This is a genomic window from Mycobacterium sp. TKK-01-0059 (assembly GCF_000709305.1).
Taxonomy (GTDB): domain Bacteria; phylum Actinomycetota; class Actinomycetes; order Mycobacteriales; family Mycobacteriaceae; genus Mycobacterium; species Mycobacterium intracellulare.
In genome coordinates, this window is sequence record NZ_KL446993.1 from 532,822 (window position 1) to 550,485 (window position 17,664).

General features: G+C 69.0%; 16 protein-coding genes. 9 read left to right on the forward strand and 7 right to left on the reverse strand.

What is annotated here, in order from left to right; genetic code table 11:
• The first annotated feature begins 7 nt into the window (after nt 1–7).
• Genes K883_RS02775 through nuoN form a run of 8 tightly spaced genes read left to right on the forward strand, consistent with a single transcriptional unit; the run spans nt 8 to nt 10,441 of the window.
• Entirely contained in the window at nt 8–2,422 is a 2,415-nt protein-coding gene (locus K883_RS02775; protein WP_008259449.1) for an NADH-quinone oxidoreductase subunit G, read from the forward strand.
• A gap of 8 nt (nt 2,423–2,430) precedes the next feature.
• A complete protein-coding gene (nuoH, locus tag K883_RS02780; protein WP_008259451.1) occupies nt 2,431–3,702 on the forward strand; it encodes an NADH-quinone oxidoreductase subunit NuoH in 1,272 nt (423 codons plus the stop codon).
• Nucleotides 3,695–4,240 (forward strand): NADH-quinone oxidoreductase subunit NuoI, encoded by a 546-nt coding sequence (gene nuoI / locus K883_RS02785; RefSeq protein ID WP_008259453.1) that lies wholly within the window; start codon nt 3,695–3,697, stop codon nt 4,238–4,240. Before nuoH ends, nuoI begins: the two co-directional genes overlap by 8 nt.
• Complete coding sequence (locus K883_RS02790) at nt 4,237–5,061, forward strand: NADH-quinone oxidoreductase subunit J (protein ID WP_008259454.1); 825 nt, start codon at nt 4,237–4,239, stop codon at nt 5,059–5,061. The genes nuoI and K883_RS02790 overlap by 4 nt, the downstream gene beginning before the upstream one ends.
• Nucleotides 5,058–5,357, forward strand: coding sequence for an NADH-quinone oxidoreductase subunit NuoK (nuoK, locus tag K883_RS02795; RefSeq protein WP_008259456.1), 300 nt, complete (start codon nt 5,058–5,060; stop codon nt 5,355–5,357). Before K883_RS02790 ends, nuoK begins: the two co-directional genes overlap by 4 nt.
• A 10-nt stretch (nt 5,358–5,367) precedes the next feature.
• Nucleotides 5,368–7,269, forward strand: coding sequence for an NADH-quinone oxidoreductase subunit L (nuoL, locus tag K883_RS02800; RefSeq protein WP_008259458.1), 1,902 nt, complete (start codon nt 5,368–5,370; stop codon nt 7,267–7,269).
• Between the two features lie 5 nt (nt 7,270–7,274).
• A complete protein-coding gene (locus tag K883_RS02805; protein WP_008259459.1) occupies nt 7,275–8,855 on the forward strand; it encodes an NADH-quinone oxidoreductase subunit M in 1,581 nt (526 codons plus the stop codon).
• Nucleotides 8,852–10,441: an NADH-quinone oxidoreductase subunit NuoN gene (nuoN, locus tag K883_RS02810; RefSeq protein ID WP_008259460.1), complete on the forward strand. Its 1,590-nt coding sequence runs from the start codon at nt 8,852–8,854 to the stop codon at nt 10,439–10,441. The genes K883_RS02805 and nuoN overlap by 4 nt, the downstream gene beginning before the upstream one ends.
• A 19-nt stretch (nt 10,442–10,460) precedes the next feature.
• On the opposite strand, the gene K883_RS02815 is transcribed toward nuoN, so the two are convergent.
• The 5 genes from K883_RS02815 to K883_RS02835 are packed head-to-tail and all read right to left on the reverse strand — an operon-like array spanning nt 10,461 to nt 14,611.
• Nucleotides 10,461–10,925: a hypothetical protein gene (locus tag K883_RS02815; protein WP_014380857.1), complete on the reverse strand. Its 465-nt coding sequence runs from the start codon at nt 10,923–10,925 to the stop codon at nt 10,461–10,463.
• Complete coding sequence (locus K883_RS02820) at nt 10,918–12,180, reverse strand: DUF58 domain-containing protein (protein WP_036453688.1); 1,263 nt, start codon at nt 12,178–12,180, stop codon at nt 10,918–10,920. The genes K883_RS02815 and K883_RS02820 overlap by 8 nt, the downstream gene beginning before the upstream one ends.
• 7 nt (nt 12,181–12,187) lie before the next feature.
• The gene (locus K883_RS02825; protein WP_009952989.1) at nt 12,188–13,165 is read right to left on the reverse strand and encodes an AAA family ATPase; all 978 of its coding nucleotides are present in this window, start codon (nt 13,163–13,165) and stop codon (nt 12,188–12,190) included.
• Between the two features lie 19 nt (nt 13,166–13,184).
• The gene (locus tag K883_RS02830; RefSeq protein WP_036453691.1) at nt 13,185–13,667 is read right to left on the reverse strand and encodes a hypothetical protein; all 483 of its coding nucleotides are present in this window, start codon (nt 13,665–13,667) and stop codon (nt 13,185–13,187) included.
• Nucleotides 13,664–14,611: a DUF4129 domain-containing protein gene (locus tag K883_RS02835; RefSeq protein WP_014712174.1), complete on the reverse strand. Its 948-nt coding sequence runs from the start codon at nt 14,609–14,611 to the stop codon at nt 13,664–13,666. The genes K883_RS02830 and K883_RS02835 overlap by 4 nt, the downstream gene beginning before the upstream one ends.
• Nucleotides 14,612–14,797: 186 nt before the next feature.
• On the opposite strand from K883_RS02835, the gene K883_RS02840 reads away from it, so the two are divergent.
• The gene (locus tag K883_RS02840; RefSeq protein ID WP_036453692.1) at nt 14,798–16,183 is read left to right on the forward strand and encodes an HNH endonuclease signature motif containing protein; all 1,386 of its coding nucleotides are present in this window, start codon (nt 14,798–14,800) and stop codon (nt 16,181–16,183) included.
• 6 nt (nt 16,184–16,189) lie between these two features.
• On the opposite strand, the gene K883_RS02845 is transcribed toward K883_RS02840, so the two are convergent.
• Both K883_RS02845 and K883_RS02850 read right to left on the reverse strand, forming a co-directional pair.
• On the reverse strand, nt 16,190–17,062 hold the full coding sequence (locus K883_RS02845) for an SDR family NAD(P)-dependent oxidoreductase (RefSeq protein WP_036453695.1): 873 nt from the start codon (nt 17,060–17,062) through the stop codon (nt 16,190–16,192).
• A complete protein-coding gene (locus K883_RS02850; RefSeq protein WP_008259472.1) occupies nt 17,059–17,661 on the reverse strand; it encodes a TetR/AcrR family transcriptional regulator in 603 nt (200 codons plus the stop codon). Before K883_RS02850 ends, K883_RS02845 begins: the two co-directional genes overlap by 4 nt.
• Between the last annotated feature and the right edge of the window lie 3 nt (nt 17,662–17,664).

Below are 17,664 nucleotides of genomic sequence, written 5' to 3' on the forward strand. Positions count from 1 at the left end.
CGAGCTGATGACGAGCCTTGCCAAAACCGAGACCGGCGACGAGGTGCGTCCGCCGGAGATGGTGACACTGACCATCGACGGCATCGAAATCAGCGTTCCCAAGGGAACTCTGGTGATCCGGGCCGCCGAACTGATGGGCATCCAGATCCCGCGGTTCTGCGACCATCCCCTGCTGGAACCGGTCGGCGCGTGCCGCCAGTGCCTGGTCGAGGTCGAGGGCCAGCGCAAGCCGATGGCCTCGTGCACCACCGTGGCCACCGACGACATGGTCGTGCGCACCCAGCTCACCTCCGAGGCCGCCGACAAGGCGCAGCACGGCGTGATGGAGCTGCTGCTGATCAACCATCCGCTCGACTGCCCCATGTGCGACAAGGGCGGCGAATGCCCGCTGCAGAACCAGGCAATGTCCAACGGGCGGGCCGATTCTCGCTTCACCGACGAGAAGCGCACCTTCGCCAAGCCGATCAACATCTCCTCGCAGGTGCTGCTCGACCGCGAGCGCTGCATCCTGTGCGCGCGCTGCACGCGATTCTCCGAACAGATCGCCGGCGACCCGTTCATCGACATGCAGGAGCGGGGCGCCCTGCAGCAGGTCGGCATCTACGCCAACGAGCCGTTCGACTCCTACTTCTCGGGCAACACGGTGCAGATCTGCCCGGTGGGCGCGCTGACCGGGACCGCCTACCGCTTCCGGGCCCGTCCGTTCGATCTCGTCTCCAGCCCGAGCGTCTGCGAACACTGCGCCTCCGGGTGCGCACAGCGCACCGACCACCGCCGCGGCAAGGTGCTGCGCCGGCTGGCCGGCGACGACCCGGAAGTCAACGAGGAGTGGAACTGCGACAAGGGCCGGTGGGCGTTCACTTACGCGACCCAGCCCGACGTGATCACCACTCCCCTGATTCGCGACGCCGGCGGCTCGCTGCAGCCGACCTCGTGGTCACACGCGATCGCCGTCGCGACGCAGGGCCTCGAGGCGGCGCGCGGGCGCACGGGGGTGCTGGTCGGCGGCCGCGCGACCCTGGAGGACGCCTACGCCTACTCCAAGTTCGCGCGAATCGTGCTGGACAGCAACGACATCGACTTCCGCGCCCGGCCGAGCTCGGGCGAGGAGGCCGACTTCCTGGCGGCCCGCATCGCCGGCAGGCCGATGACCGTCAGCTACGCCGACCTCGAATCGGCGCCGGTGGTCGTGCTGGCCGGGTTCGAGCCCGAGGACGAGTCGCCGATCGTGTTCCTGCGGCTGCGCAAGGCGGCCCGCAAACGCGGGTTGCCCGTCTACGCGGTGGCGCCGTTCGCCACCCGGGCGCTGGACAAGATGTCCGGCCGGCTGATCAAGACCGTGCCCGGCGCCGAAGCCACGGCGCTGGACGGGTTGGCCACCGGCGAGGTGGGTGACCTGCTATCCACCCCCGGCGCGGTCATCATGGTCGGCGAACGCTTGGCCACCGTACCCGGCGGATTGTCCGCCGCGGCGCGGCTCGCCGACACCACCGGCGCCCGCCTGGCCTGGGTGCCGCGGCGCGCCGGCGAGCGGGGCGCGCTGGAGGCCGGTGCGCTACCCGGGCTGCTCCCCGGCGGCCGTCCGGTGGACGACGAGACCGCCCGGGCGCAGGTGGCGCGGGCCTGGAACGTGTCCGAATTGCCCTCCGGCCGTGGGCGTGACGCCGACGGCATCCTGGCCGCCGCCACCGACGGGACGCTGGGCGCGCTGCTGGTGGGTGGCGTCGAGCCCGACGACTTCGCCGACCCCGAAGCGGTGCTGGCGGCGCTGGACGGCGCCGGCTTCGTGGTCAGCCTCGAGATGCGGGACAGCGCCGTCACGCAGCGCGCCGACGTGGTGTTCCCGGTCGCGTCCACGACACAGAAGGCCGGCGCGTTCGTCAACTGGGAGGGCCGCTTCCGGCCCTTCGACGCCGCGCTGCGCAACACCCAGGACGCCACCCAGTCCGACCACCAGGTGCTCGACGCGCTGGCCGACGAGATGGGCGTCTACCTGGGCATGTCCACCGTCGACGCGGCCCGCGAAGAACTGGCCGCGCTGCGGCACTGGGACGGCAAGCGCCCCGCGAGCCCGGACGTCGCGGCGCCGCAGCCACCCGAGGTCGGCGCTGGTGAGGCGGTGCTGGCCGGCTGGCGGATGTTGCTGGACAACGCCCGAATGCAGGACGGTGAGCCACATCTGGCGGGAACGGCCCGCAAATCCGTCGTGCGGCTGTCCGCCGACACGGCCGCCGAGATCGGCGCCGCCGAGGGCGACGCGGTGACCGTCAGCACGTCACGCGGGTCCATCAGCCTGCCGCTGCTCGTCACCGACATGCCCGACCGGGTGGTGTGGCTCCCACTGAACTCGTCGGCGTCGGCGGTGTACCGCCAGCTCGGGGCAACCCCCGGCAGCATCGTCGCGATCGGAGTGAGCGCATGACTACCGGCTTGACGGTCTTCGGGCACGACACCTGGTGGCTGGTGCTCGGCAAGGCGCTGGCCATCTTCGTGTTCCTCATGCTCAACGTGCTCGTCGCGATCCTGCTCGAACGCAAGATCCTCGGCTGGATGCAGCGCAGGCCCGGACCGAACCGGGCGGGACCCTGGGGCGTCCTGCAGAGCCTGGCCGACGGAATCAAGTTGGCGCTCAAGGAAACGATCACGCCCGGCGGTGTCGACAAGTTCGTCTACTTCGCGGCGCCGGTCATCTCCACGATCCCGGCGTTCACCGCCTTCGCGTTCATCCCGTTCGGCCCGGTGGTGTCGGTGTTCGGCCACCGGACGCCGCTGCAACTGACCGACCTCCCCGTCGCGGTGCTGTTCATTCTGGGGCTGTCGGCCATCGGGGTGTACGGAATCGTGTTGGGCGGCTGGGCATCCGGGTCCACCTATCCACTGCTGGGCGGGGTGCGCTCCACGGCCCAGGTCATCTCCTACGAGGTGGCGATGGGACTGTCGTTCGCGGCGGTGTTCCTCTACGCCGGGTCCATGTCGACGTCACAGATCGTCGCCGCGCAGGACCGGGTCTGGTACGTGTTCCTGCTGCTGCCGTCGTTCGTGATCTACCTGATCTCGATGGTCGGCGAAACCAACCGGGCGCCCTTCGATTTGCCCGAGGCCGAGGGTGAACTGGTCGCGGGATTCCACACCGAGTACTCGTCGCTGAAGTTCGCGATGTTCATGCTGGCCGAGTACGTCAACATGATGACGGTGTCCTCGCTCGCCACCGCCTTGTTCTTCGGCGGCTGGCATGCGCCGTGGCCGCTGAACATGTGGGCCGGCGCCAACACCGGGTGGTGGCCGGTGCTGTGGTTCACCGCCAAGATGTGGACCTTCTTGTTCATCTACTTCTGGCTGCGGGCCTCGCTGCCCCGGCTGCGCTACGACCAGTTCATGGGCCTGGGCTGGAAGCTTTTGATCCCGGCCTCGCTGGTCTGGGTGCTGATCGCGGCGGTGATCCGCACACTGCGCAACCAGGGGTATCAGCACTGGACCCCGATACTCGTGGTGAGCAGCATCGTGTTCGCCACGGTCCTGGTGCTGTTGCTGCGAAAACCGTTCAGCGCGCCGGGGATTCGCGCGCTGGAGCGCCAGCTGCGGCGTCAGGCGAAGAAGCTGCCGGCCGCATCGATCTCCACACCGGTATTCCCGACACCGCCGCTGCCGGCGAAAGAGATGAAGTCGCTGGCGGCGGCGAGCAAGGAGGAAGCACATGGCTAAATTCTTGGACGCCGTGGCCGGATTCGGCGTGACGCTGGGATCGATGTTCAAAAAGCGCGTCACCGAGGAGTATCCGGAAAAGCCGGGACCGGTCATGCCCCGCTATCACGGGCGTCACCAGCTGAACCGCTACCCCGACGGCCTGGAGAAGTGCATCGGCTGCGAACTGTGCGCGTGGGCGTGCCCGGCCGACGCGATCTACGTCGAGGGCGCCGACAACACCGAGGAACTCAGGTACTCCCCCGGGGAACGCTACGGCCGGGTGTATCAGATCAACTATCTGCGCTGCATCGGCTGCGGCCTGTGCATCGAAGCCTGCCCGACCCGGGCGCTGACGATGACCAACGACTACGAGATGGCCGACGACAATCGCGCCGACCTCATCTACGAGAAGGACCGGCTGCTGGCCCCGCTGCTGCAAGACATGCTCGCGCCGCCGCATCCCAGGACCGAGGGCGCCACCGACAAGGACTACTACCTGGGCAACGTGACCGCACACGGGCTGCGAGACAACCAGCACGCCGGAGACTCCCGGTGACCGGTTTCGCGGGCCACGCCGTCACGTCCGTGACGGCCTCCAGTTTCGCCCACGACACCATCGCTCGAACCTCCACCGGCGAAGCGGTGACGTTCTGGGTACTGGGGGCGCTGGCGGTGATCGGTGCGCTCGGGGTGGTGTTGGCGGTCAACGCCGTCTACTCGGCGATGTTTTTGGCCATGACGATGATCATCCTGGCGGTGTTCTACATGATCCAGGACGCGTTGTTCTTGGGCGTCGTTCAGGTCGTCGTCTACACCGGCGCGGTGATGATGCTGTTCCTGTTCGTGCTGATGCTCATCGGCGTGGACTCCGCCGAATCGCTGCGGGAGACGCTGCGGGGTCAGCGCGTCGCCGCGGTGGCCGCCGGTGTCGGGTTCGGCATCCTGCTCATCGCCGCCATCGGCAACGTGGCCACGGGCGGCTTCGCCGGGCTGACCACCGCGAACGCCGCCGGCAACGTGGAAGGGCTGGCGGCGCTGATCTTTTCCCGCTACCTGTGGGCATTCGAACTCACCAGCGCATTGCTGATCACCGCGGCCGTCGGGGCCATGGTGCTGGCGCATCGCGAGCGTTTCGAACGCCGCAAGACGCAACGCGAGCTCTCCCAGGAACGATTCCGGCCCGGCGGGCACCCCACCCCGCTGCCCGGCCCCGGCGTGTACGCCCGCCACAACGCCGTCGACGTGGCCGCGCTGCTGCCGGACGGCTCGTACTCGAAGCTGTCGGTGTCGCCGATGCTGCAAAGCCGCGGCGCCGACGGCAAGAAGACCCCGTCCCCCGAGGCAAGCTCGAGTCTGTCACAAGGCGGTCCGTCGTGAATCCCGCTAATTACCTGTACCTTTCGGCGCTGCTGTTCACCATCGGGGCCGCCGGTGTGTTGCTGCGCCGCAACGCCATCGTGATGTTCATGTGCGTCGAGCTCATGCTCAACGCCGTCAACCTCGCGTTCGTCACGTTCGCGCGGATGCACGGCCACCTGGACGGGCAGATGATCGCTTTCTTCACGATGGTGGTGGCCGCCTGCGAGGTGGTCATCGGCCTGGCCATCATCATGACCATTTTCCGTGCCCGCAAATCGGCGTCCGTCGACGACGCGAACCTACTCAAAGGCTGAAGAGCGCCACGTGACGAATCTTATTGGGACTCAATACAGCTGGCTGCTGGTCGCGCTGCCGTTGGCGGGTGCCACCATCCTGCTGTTCGGCGGGCGGCGCACCGACCGCTGGGGGCATTGGCTGGGCTGCGCCACCGCGCTGGCGGCGTTCGCCCTGGGCCTGAGCCTGCTGGGCGAGTTGCTCGGCCGCCCCGCCGACGACCGCGTCATCCACCAAAAGGTGTTCAGCTGGATCCCGGTCAGCCAGCTCCAGGTCGACCTCGGGCTCCAGATCGACCAGCTGTCGGTGTGTTTCGTGTTGCTGATCTCCGGGGTCGGCTCGCTGATCCACATCTATTCGGTCGCCTACATGGCCGAAGACCCCGACCGCCGGCGGTTTTTCGGCTACCTCAACCTGTTCCTCGCCTCGATGCTGCTGCTCGTGGTCGCCGACAACTACGTGGTGCTCTACGTCGGCTGGGAAGGGGTGGGCCTGGCGTCCTACCTGCTGATCGGGTTCTGGTACCACAAGCCGACCGCCGCCACGGCCGCCAAGAAGGCTTTCGTGATGAACCGGGTCGGCGACGCCGGGCTGGCGCTCGGAATGTTCTTGATGTTCAGCACTTTCGGCACGCTGTCGTACGCCGGGGTGTTCGCCGGGGCGCCGGCCGCAGGGCGGGGCGCGCTGACCGCGATGGGACTGTTGCTGCTGCTGGGCGCCTGCGCCAAATCCGCGCAGGTGCCGCTGCAGGCCTGGCTGGGTGACGCCATGGAGGGCCCCACCCCGGTGTCCGCGTTGATCCACGCCGCCACCATGGTGACCGCCGGGGTGTATCTGATCGTGCGGTCCAACCCGCTGTACAACCTCTCGCCCGACGCGCAACTGGCGGTGGTCGTCGTGGGTGCCGTCACGTTGCTGCTCGGGGCGTTCATCGGCTGCGCCAAGGACGACATCAAGCGGGCGCTGGCGGCCTCGACGATGAGCCAAATCGGTTACATGGTGCTGGCCGCGGGCCTGGGCCCGGCCGGCTACGCGTTCGCGATCATGCATCTGCTCACCCACGGCTTCTTCAAGGCCGGGCTGTTCCTGGGATCCGGCGCGGTGATCCACGCGATGGACGAAGAGCAGGACATGCGCCGCTACGGCGGCCTGCGGGCCGCGCTGCCGATCACGTTCGCCACGTTCGGCCTGGGATACCTGGCGATCATCGGTGTGCCGCCCTTCGCGGGCTACTTCTCCAAGGACGCCATCATCGAGGCGGCGCTGGCCGTCGGCGGCGTCCGGGGTTACGTGCTGGGCGGGGCGGCGCTGCTGGGCGCGGGGGTCACCGCGTTCTACATGACCCGCGTCATGCTGATGACCTTCTTCGGTAAAAAGCGCTGGGCGCCCGGCGCCCACCCGCACGAGGCGCCCGGCCTGATGACGTGGCCCATGATCCTGCTGGCGATCGGCTCGGTGTTCTCCGGCGGCCTGCTCGCGGTCGGTGGCACCTTGGCGCGCTGGCTCGAACCGGTCGTCGGGAAACACGAAGAAGTCACCCACGCGTTCCCGGTCTGGGTCAGCAGCGCGCTGGCATTGGGTGTGGTCGCCATCGGGATCGCCGTCGCCTACCGGCTTTACGCCAGCGCGGACATCCCCCGGGTGGCCCCGCTGTCGGTCTCGGCCCTGACGACGGCCGTCCGCAAGGACTTCTACGGCGATGCCTTCAACGAGGAGGTGTTCATGCGCCCCGGTGCGCAACTGACCCACGCGCTTGTCGAAGTCGACAACGCGGGCGTCGACGGCTCGGTCAACGCGCTGGCGGCGCTGGTGAGCCAGACGTCGAATCGGCTGCGGGGCCTGCAAACCGGCTTCGCCCGCAACTACGCACTGTCGATGCTGACGGGCGCGGTGCTGGTGGTCGCGCTGATCCTGGCGGTGAAACTGTGGTGAACCCGATGACCTCGGTTCCGTGGCTCAGCGTGCTGTGGCTGGTGCCGCTGGCCGGAGCGGTGCTGATCATCCTGATGCCGCCCGGGCTGCGGCAGCTCGCCAAGTGGACGGGCCTGGTGTTCGGCGTCGCGACTCTGGCGGTCGCGATCGTCGTCACCCTCGGGTTCAAGACCGGCGGCGCCCCGTATCAGTTCGTCGAAAAGCACCAGTGGATCCCGGCTTTCGGGGCCGGCTACACCCTGGGCGTCGACGGCATCGCGGTGGTGCTGGTGCTGCTGACCGCGGTGCTGATCCCGGTGCTGCAGATCGCCGGCTGGAACGACGCGGGCCAGCGCACGCGAGGCGTGCACGCCTACGTCGCGCTGACGCTGGCCATCGAATCCATGGTGCTGATCTCGGTGATCGCGTTGGACGTGCTGCTGTTCTACGTGTTCTTCGAAGCCATGCTCATCCCGATGTACTTCCTGATCGGCGGCTTCGGCGGGGGGCCGGGCCGCTCACGCGCGGCCGTGAAGTTCTTGCTGTACAACCTGTTCGGCGGGCTGATCATGCTGGCCGCGGTGATCGGGCTGTACGTGGTGACCTCGCAGCACGGGTCGGGCACGTTCGACTTCCGTGAGATCGTCGCCGGCGTCGCCTCCGGGCGCTACGGGGCGGACTCCGCGGTGTTCAAGGCGCTATTCCTGGGCTTCATGTTCGCGTTCGCGATCAAGGCCCCGCTGTGGCCGTTCCACCGCTGGCTGCCCGACGCCGCGGTCGAGGCCACCCCGGCCACCGCGGTGCTGATGATGGCCGTGATGGACAAGGTCGGCACCTTCGGCATGCTGCGCTACTGCCTGCAGCTGTTCCCCGATGCCTCAACGTATTTCCGTCCGCTGATCGTCGTGCTGGCGGTCATCGGGGTGGTCTACGGGGCGATCGTCGCCATCGGCCAGACCGACATCATGCGCCTGATCGCCTACACGTCGATCTCGCACTTCGGGTTCATCATCCTCGGCATCTTCGTGATGACCAGCCAGGGCCAGAGCGGGTCGACGCTGTACATGCTCAATCACGGGCTGTCCACGGCGGCGGTGTTCCTGATCGCCGGCTTCCTGATCTCGCGGCACGGCAGCCGGGCGATCGCCGACTACGGCGGCGTGCAGAAGGTGGCGCCCATCTTGGCGGGCACCTTCCTGGTCTCCGCCATGGCCACCCTGTCATTGCCCGGCCTGGCCCCGTTCATCAGCGAATTCCTGGTCCTGCTGGGAACTTTCAACCGGTACTGGCTGGCCGCCGGATTCGGCGTCACCGCGCTGGTGCTGTCGGCCGTGTACATGCTGTGGCTCTACCAGCGCGTGATGACCGGGCCGGTGGCCACCGGCAACGAGAAGATCGGCGACCTGAGGGCGCGCGAATTGATCGTCGTCGCACCGTTGATCGCGCTGCTGCTCGTGCTCGGGATCTATCCCAAGCCCGTCCTCGACATCATCAATCCGGCCGTCGAGAACACCATGACCACCATCGGCCAGCACGACCCCAAACCGACGGTGCCGGTGGGCAATCCCAGACCGGCCCAAGCCCGGACCGCTGAAGGACCGCGATGACCCTCCCCACCCCCAGCATCCAGTACTTCCTGCTGTCCCCGACCCTCATCGTGTTCGGCATCGCCGTGGTGGGGGTCCTCGCCGAAGCGTTCCTGCCCAGGCGCATTCGCTACAGCGGCCAGGTGGCGCTGGCCCTCGGCGGCTTGATCGCGGCGTTCGTCGCCGTCGTCGCCGTGAGCCGCTCGATCAAGAGCTCGGGGCGGGCCGCGGTCCTGGGCGCCATGGCCATCGACCGTCCGACGCTGTACCTGCAGGGCACCGTGCTGCTGGTCGCGGTGATGGCCGTCATCTTCATCGCCGAACGGACCCAAACCAAAACGGAGAGCAAGGTTTCCGTCGCAACGGGCGCCGGCGGCACGGGAGGCCTGGACTCGTTCACCCCGCAGGCGTCGGCGGTGCCCGACAGCGACGCGGAGCGGGAGGCCGAGCGGGCCGGAGCCGCCCAGACGGAGCTCTTCCCGCTGGCGATGCTGTCGGTCGGCGGCATGATGGTCTTTCCGGCGTCCAACGACCTACTGACGATGTTCGTCGCGCTGGAAGTGTTGTCCTTGCCGCTGTACCTGATGTGCGGCCTGGCCCGCCACCGTCGCCTGCTGTCGCAGGAAGCGGCCATGAAATACTTTCTGCTGGGCGCGTTTTCGTCGGCCTTCTTCCTCTACGGTGTGGCGCTGCTCTACGGCGCGACCGGCACGCTGCTGCTGACCGGTATCCGCGATGCGCTGGCCACCCACGGCGACAGCTCGCTGGCGCTGGTCGGTGTCGCGCTGCTGTCGGTCGGCCTGCTGTTCAAGGTCGGCGCCGTTCCGTTCCACTCGTGGATTCCCGACGTGTACCAGGGCGCCCCCACCCCGATCACGGGATTCATGGCGGCGGCCACCAAGGTGGCGGCGTTCGGCGCGCTGCTTCGGGTGATCTACGTGGCGCTGCCGCCGCTGCATGACCAGTGGCGGCCGGTGCTGTGGACGATTTCCATCCTGACCATGGTGGTGGGGACCATCACCGCGGTGAACCAGACCGACGTCAAGCGGATGCTGGCCTACTCCTCGGTCGCCCACGTCGGATTCATCCTCACCGGCGTCATCGCCGACAACCACACCGGGCTTTCCTCCACGTTGTTCTATTTGCTCGCCTACAGCTTCAGCACCGTGGGCGCGTTCGCCATCGTGGGCCTGATTCGCGACGACGACGGTGTCGAGGATGCCGCGCTGTCGCACTGGGCGGGGCTGGGACAGCGGTCCCCCATTGTGGGCGTGATGTTTTCGATGTTCTTGTTGGCGTTCGCCGGCATCCCGCTGACCAGTGGATTCGTCAGCAAGCTCGCCGTGTTCAAGGCCGCCGCCCAGGGGGGCGCCGCGCCCCTGGTGATCGTCGGTGTGGTCGCCAGCGGTGTCGCCGCCTACTTCTACGTGCGGGTGATCGTGTCGATGTTCTTCACCGAAGCCACCGAGGACACCCCGCACGTGGTGGCGCCGGGCATCCTGAGCAAGGCCGCGATCGCGGTCTGCGCCGCGGTCACCGTGGTGTTGGGCATCTTCCCGCAGCCGCTGCTCGACCTGGCCGATCACGCCGCGCACCTGCTGCACTGACGGTGACCGACGTCGGCGCTCAGGCCAAGAACGGCCGGATCGCCAGCAGGTAGATCACCAGCGCACCCAGCGGGGCGGCCAACGGCAACCACGGCAACTGCAACGGGAACGACGTTGCGACCAACCCGGCGAACGTAAACCCCACCGCGGCAACGGCCGTCGGCCAGCTGCTCAGCACCACCGGGGCGGCCGCGCCGGCCGCGTGGCGGCACACCAGGTAGGCGGCCGCGCACAATCCGGACAGCGCGACGAACACGACCGGCGGATCGGACAGCGTGACCGTCACGACCGCTAGCAGCACGGCAACCGTTGCGGCGAACCGGAATACCGTCCCCGCACCCACCGAAACCAGGGCCGCCACCCACGCGGCCACGGCGAAACCGTGCGAGCCCCCGGCCGCCGATCCGACCATGAGCAGACCGAACCCGGTCGCGAACGCGGGCGACCCCAGCCGACCGAGCGCGCCCGCACCACCGCTATCCACGCAGCCTCCCGCGCACCCGACGGCGGCGATCGGGCAGCACACCCATCGACTGCTCGAGACCGCTGTCGCCCCGCCACGACACGATGTCCACCCCGACGGTGGCCATGTCGCGATACATCGCGGAGCGCTGCAGCGCCCACATCCGATCGACCAACGGATCCTGATCGTCTTCGAACGGCGAACTGTCGAGGATGTCGACGGCCAATACGACATGGCCCCGCCTCCGCAGATCGATGAGGGCGAGCGCGAATTCGGTGTCGAGCAGCGTGGAAAACGCGATGACGATCGCCCCGGCAGGCACCGCCGCGCGCGGCGCCAGCGTGCCCGTGGTGCGCTCGAATCGGTCACCGGCACCGAGCACGGTGTCGAGCACCCGATAGAACTGGCGCTGCCCGATGTCGGCGCCGAGCCAGCGCGGACGGTTGCCCCCGAGCGCGACGATCCCGGCCCGATCACCGTGCCGCAGGGCGGTTTGCACCACTTGCGCCGCGCCCCGGACGACCCGTTCGGTGGCTACGGTCGCCGGACCCGCCGGCTGCCGGTACCCGTCGATCAGCACGACCACGTCCGCCGCGCGGTCGGTCAACCGCTCCGTGACGTGCAGCTGGCCGCGGCGCGCGCTCACCGGCCAATTCACCGCGCGCAGTTGGTCTCCCGGCACGTAGGCACGAATGTCGGCGTATTCCACCCCGGGGCCGACGTGCCGGGTCAGGTGGGCGCCCAGCCGGTCGAGCAACTCGATCTGCGGGATGGGCGTGGCCTGCGGCGGCGTCAGCGGAAACACGATGACCTCGGCGGCGTCGACAATGCCGGTGCCGGTGAGCAGCCCACCGCGTGCGATCACCTCGACGCGGGCCGCGATCCGGTACCGTCCCCAGCGCTGCGCCGTGGCCGCGACCGTCTTCGCCTGGCCCGCATCGGCATCGGCGATCTCGAGCTCCATCCCGTCGACGTCCGGGACCGTGAGCCGGGCGGCCGACAACCCTTGTTCTTCCCCGCTGATCCACACCCGCAGGTGCGCCTGTTCGCTTTCGAAGCATCGCTGGGCGTCGGGCTCGCCGTGCACGCGAATTTCCGGCACCGGCCGCTGCCAGCTGATCGAACACAGCACGCCGAGCAGCGGCGCCGCGAACGCGATCAGCTGCCACCGGGCGTCGATGACGGCCGCGGACATCGCGAATCCCGCGCAGGTGGCGACCGCGCGCGTCAATCCCGATGCGCGCCAGCGAAACTCGATCTCGCGGCCCCGCGTCACGCCGAACTCATCCGGTGTCCCCCGGGCTCGCGCCGGTGCGCGGCACCGGCAGCCGGTGCAGCAGCTCCCCGATGACGTCGGCGCCCTGGATCTTTCGCACCCACATCTCCGGGCGCAAGGTGATGCGGTGCGCGACCGCCGCGGTGGCGAGCGCCTTGACGTCCTCGGGGATCACGTAGTCGCGGCCGAGCAGCAGCGCGCGGGCGCGGGCGAGCTGGACCAGATCGAGTTCGGCGCGCGGGCTGGCCCCGACCGCGACCTGCGGGTGGTGCCGCGTCGCGTTGGCCAGCGAGACCACGTAGTGCAGGACGTCTTCGTGCACCGTCACCTGCTCGACCGATTCCCGCATCGCCAGCAGGTCGTGCGCGTCCACGACCTGATTGACCGTCGGCTCGGCCGATCCGCGTTCGAGGCGCCGCCGCAGCATGGAGGTCTCGTCGCGTTCGGAGAGATAGCGCAGTTCCAGCCGGATCGCGAATCGGTCGAGCTGCGCCTCGGGCAGCGGATACGTGCCCTCGTACTCGATCGGGTTGTCGGTGGCCAGCACGATGAAAGGCCTTGACAGCTGGTGTGTTTCGCCGTCGATGCTGACCTGTCGTTCGGCCATCGCCTCCAGCAGCGCCGCCTGGGTTTTCGGTGGCGTGCGGTTGATCTCGTCGGCGAGCAACAGGTTGGTGAAGATCGGTCCGGGCCGGAACGCGAAGCGCCCCGACTGCATGTCGTAGATCGTCGACCCGAGCAGGTCCGCCGGCAGCAGGTCGGGGGTGAACTGCACACGGGTGAATTGCAGCCCCAGCGCGGCCGCAAAGGATCTCGCGATCAGCGTCTTGCCCAGACCCGGCAGGTCCTCGATGAGGATGTGACCGCGCGCGAGAACGGCGGTCAGGATGAGCTTGAGCGCGGCGCGCTTGCCCACCACCACGCGTTCTATTTCGTCGAGAATCGCCTCGCAGTGTGCGGTCGTGGTTGCTGCCGGCAGCGTCATGTCTGGATCGCGCCCCCTGTCATACCTGCTCCAACTTTCGCAGAATCTCTTCCAGCGCCGCCCGGCCCGGACCCGGCTGGCGGTCACCGTTGCGGATGACGTTGTTGGGGTTGACCCAGTCCCACAGCTCGACACCGAAGAGCATTCGGCCAGTCGCGTGGAAGGCGGCGGGATCTTTGGCTTGCCGTTGGCCCGTGGCGATTTCGTACCGTCGGGCCAGCATCGGGCGCAGATGCCGGTCCCAGTCGGCCCGGGTGGCCTCCGACCGGCGGATGGTCGTCTCGGTGGTGGAAAGCCAGCGGCGCAACGAATCCCCGAGGTCCTCGGCCTCGGGCTCGGTGCCGGCCTCGGGCCCGCGTCCCAGCGTGCGCCGCAGGCCGAGCAGTACCACGGCCAGCCCGATACCGGAGGCCGCCAACACGAGTCGGCGGTCATGCTGCGTCAGCGTCAGCAGTTCGATGGCGATGATGAGGCAAACCCCGAGGGCCGCGGTCTTTTTCATGCGACGCTCAGCGATCGGAGTTCGTCGAGGACCAATCGAAGCACGCGCACCGCCACGTCGCGGTGTCCCTCGTTCATCACGTGCGGACTGAACCGCGCCTCGGTGAACAGGTTCACCAGTTGTACGGCGTTATCGGCATGCAGGGCATGGCGTTCGACCGCACGGGCCAACACCTCGGACGGGGTATCGAAGTCCTGGGGGACGGCCCCGGGAACATGCGCGAGTTCGCGTTCCATCGCGGCGTAGCAGGCGATGATCGCCTCGCGCGGCTCGCGGCTGAGGTCCGTCATCTCCGCCAGTCCACGCTCGGCGGCCCGCGCCAGCGACCGCGGCGGCGCCGCGGCCGCCGGGGTTTCGGCCGGCTCGTCGGCGATGCGGGGTGCGATCGGGTGCCGCCTTCGCCTCGCCGTGGCGACCGTTCCGGCGACGATCACGAACAACATCGCGGCCGTGCTGGCGAGCAGCACGCCGAGCATGCTCTGGGAGCCGTCGCGCGGCCGGTGCTGCTGCTGCGGTGGTGGCGGCGAGCCGCCATGCCCCGACGGCGGCTGGCCGCCGGTCTCGGATGCGGAGGGAGCCGGGCCGATGCCGTGGGGCGCCAGGAGCCTGCTCAGCAGCATCACGATCAGTAGCCACGCGACGATCACCGCGAGGCCGATCAGCAACACCCGCCAGCTCGGTCGGCCCCTCCCGGTGCCCAGCATGTCGGACAGCGCCCCGGCGGACGGCGCGGGTGCACGGGGGTCTCGCAACCGCGCGACGACCGCGATCGCGACCAAGGCCAGCGTCGCCGCTAGGATCGCGACCACGAACACCATGGCCGCCCGGCCCCCCGCCTCGCTGCGGGCCGCATGCTGCTGAGCCGGGAAATACCCGCGCAGGGCGGCCGCGACCACGAGTAGGAGAACGATCAGGGCCACGACCCGCCCTGTCGGCTTGTCCATACCAGGCATGGGCACACCACTCAACCGGTTGCCTGCCGCCGTTGCGGCACTGGCTTTGCTCATACTTGCACGTCAGGCGGCCCTAGGGCCAGGACTGGCGCCGGGGCGTATCCACAGTCGGCGGTTCATCCCCAGATCGGCCCATGGGGGCCGCTATTCGAACAGTAGTTCGATAGCGTGGGTTGCGTGGGTCCCTTGGTGAACGCGCAACAGGCGCGAGAGCGTATCGGGGCTGCGCTCGACGCGATCGACGCGGCCCACGACGTGCTGCGCCAGACCTCGTCGGATGTAGTCGGCAACGTCTTTCGGGTCGAGGTCGCCGCACGCCTGGAGACCCAGCACCGCACCAACCGGGGCCTGATGTACCGGATCTTCGGCGAGATCGCTGACCCGCCGGACGGACCCGGGCCGGTGGTCTTGGTGCGCGACATGCTGTGGGCGCGCCTTCGTATAACGCCCAAAGAAATCACCCGCCGCTTCAAGCTCGCGGCCCGGATCCGGCCGCGACGTTCCCTGACCGGGCCACTGCTGCAGCCCGAGCTACCGACGTTGGCGGCGGCGGTATCCGCGGGCGCGGTCGGAGAGGACCACATCCGGGCCGTGTGTGCCGCGGTGGACACGTTACCGGCCAGCGTCTCGCCCGCCGACGCGGCGGACGCCGAGCGCAGGCTGGTGCAGCATTCGGCCAAAGTCGACGCCGCCGTTGTCACCCAACTGGGCCGGCGGATCGCCGACTACCTCAATCCCGACGGTCTTTTCAACGACGTCGACCGGGCCCGCCGCCGCGGGCTGCACCTCGGCCCGCAGGGGCCCGACGGGATGTCTCGGCTGTCCGGTCTGTTGGACCCCGAGGCCCGCGCCTACTTCGAAGCCGTCGAAGCGGCCGTGCGGCCCGGCCGCCACCAACCCGACAGTGCGGATGGCGAGCCCGAGGCGCGCGATGAGCGCACGCCGGCCCAGCGCCGCCACGACGCCCTCAAGTTCGGCCTCGAATCCGCCGTCGGCTCCGGCCAACTCGGCGTGCACCGCGGCCATCCCGTCACGGTGATCGCCACCACCACGCTCGCCGAACTCGACCAGGCCGCACGCGCCGCGGTCGACTCGTCCGTCCCGACGCCTACACCGGCGCTCACCGGCGGTGGCTCGCGACTGCCCATGCCGGATCTGCTTCGCATGGCGGCCAAGGCAATTCACTATCTGGCCGTGTTCGACGAACACACCGGGCGCCCGTTGTATCTGGGCCGCCAGAAACGTATCGCGACCGCGGATCAGCGGATCGTCTGCTACGCGCGCGACCGCGGATGCACCCGCCCCAATTGCCTCGAACCCGGTTATCACTGCGAGGTTCACCATGCGCCCGAATGGGCGGACGGGGGCCGGACCGACGCGGACAAGCTGTTTTTCGCCTGCGGCTCCGACCACCGCGCGGCGAGCCGGGGCGAATGGCGAACCACGGTCGCCGGCAATGGGCGACTCCGCTGGACCGACGGCACCGGACCGCCGGGCATCAACCACGCGCACCACCCCGACGAGCTACTCCGCGGCGATCCCGACCCGCCCGAGGGGGATTGACCGGGTCTAGCCGAGCGCGAACGGCCGGAAACTGCCGTCGAGCACCTGTAGGTGCCCGATGGTGCGTCCGGTGACCTTGCCGGGGTCGACGAGCGCCAATTCCACTGCCGCGCGAGCGAATTCATCCGCGGACGCGGTGTCGTCGAAGTTGCGGGCGTAGTAGGAAAGCCCCGGTGTGAGGATCGGCTTGGACGGCGACAGCGCGTTGACCGCGATGTTGTGGTCGGTGAGATCGAATGCCGCGCATTGGGTTAGATGCTCGAGCGCCGCCTTGGACCCACCGTACCCGGGCAGCACACCGCCGCTGCGGTCGGCGTACGGGCCATCACCGGGCAGCCGCGACGCGACCGAGGTGATGTTGATGATCGACCCTCCCCCCGCCTCGATCATGTCGGGGCACACCAACTGCATCAGCTCGTAAGCCGCGAACACCGCGATGTCGAAATGCCGGCGATACGCATGCAAGGGCGTACTGACGAACCCCGGCCAGCCGGGCTTGGCGGCGCCGCTCGGCGGTTTGGCGGGCTTGGGGCGCGGTTCGCCGCCGGGCGCCGGCGGGCGGCCGGGCGCGGTGAAGGCCGCATTGTTGACCAGAATCGCGATCGGGCCCAACGCATCTCGCGCCGAGTCCACCAGCCGGGCGATCTCGTCGCGGTCGGTCAGATCGGCCCGCACCGCGACGGCGCGTCCGCCCGCGGCCTCGATGTCGGCGACCGTCTCACCGATCGTTCCCGGCAGCCGGTCATCCCAGACCTCTTCGGTGCGCCCGCCGACCGCCACCGCCGCGCCCTCGGCGGCCAGCGCCAACGCGATCGCTCGACCGAGGCCGCGGCTGGCACCGGTGACGATCGCGGCGCGCCCGGCGAGCCGGCCCGTCATCGCCGCACGCCGTGCACGACGATGGCCGTGGTCTGTTCCACCCACGCGTCGTCGAGCTCTTCCTCCGGGCGCAGCAGCATCCGCAGCATCGTCGCTCCCCCAATCAACTCGATCAAGCGATCCGGATCCACGTCGGGATGGGCTTCGCCCCGGTCGACGGCCTCGCGCAGCCGCACCCGCACCGCGGCGAACAAGTCCACGAATCGCGACATCACCCGCGCGTTGAGTGCGGGATCGGCCGTCATGTCGGCCACCAGGCCGGGCAGCGCGGCGCGAACCACCGGGGTGGTGAACACGTCGCGGGCGGCCTCGATCATCATCCGCGTGTCGGCGGCGATATCCCCGGCCGGCGCCTCCAGCGCGGTGGGGGCCACGGGGAAGGCCGCCTCGTGCACCAGTTCGGCCTTGCTCGACCACCGCCGGTACAGCGCCGACTTCGTGGTGCCGGCGCGCTCGGCCACCGCGGCCAGACTGATGTTTGAATAGCCCGTTTGGACAAGCAGTTCCGCGGTCGCCGATAGGATGGCCGAGTCGATACGCGGATCGCGCGGGCGGCCGGCGCCGGGGGCCTTGTCAAGGCCGGACGGGTCTGCTTTCATAAC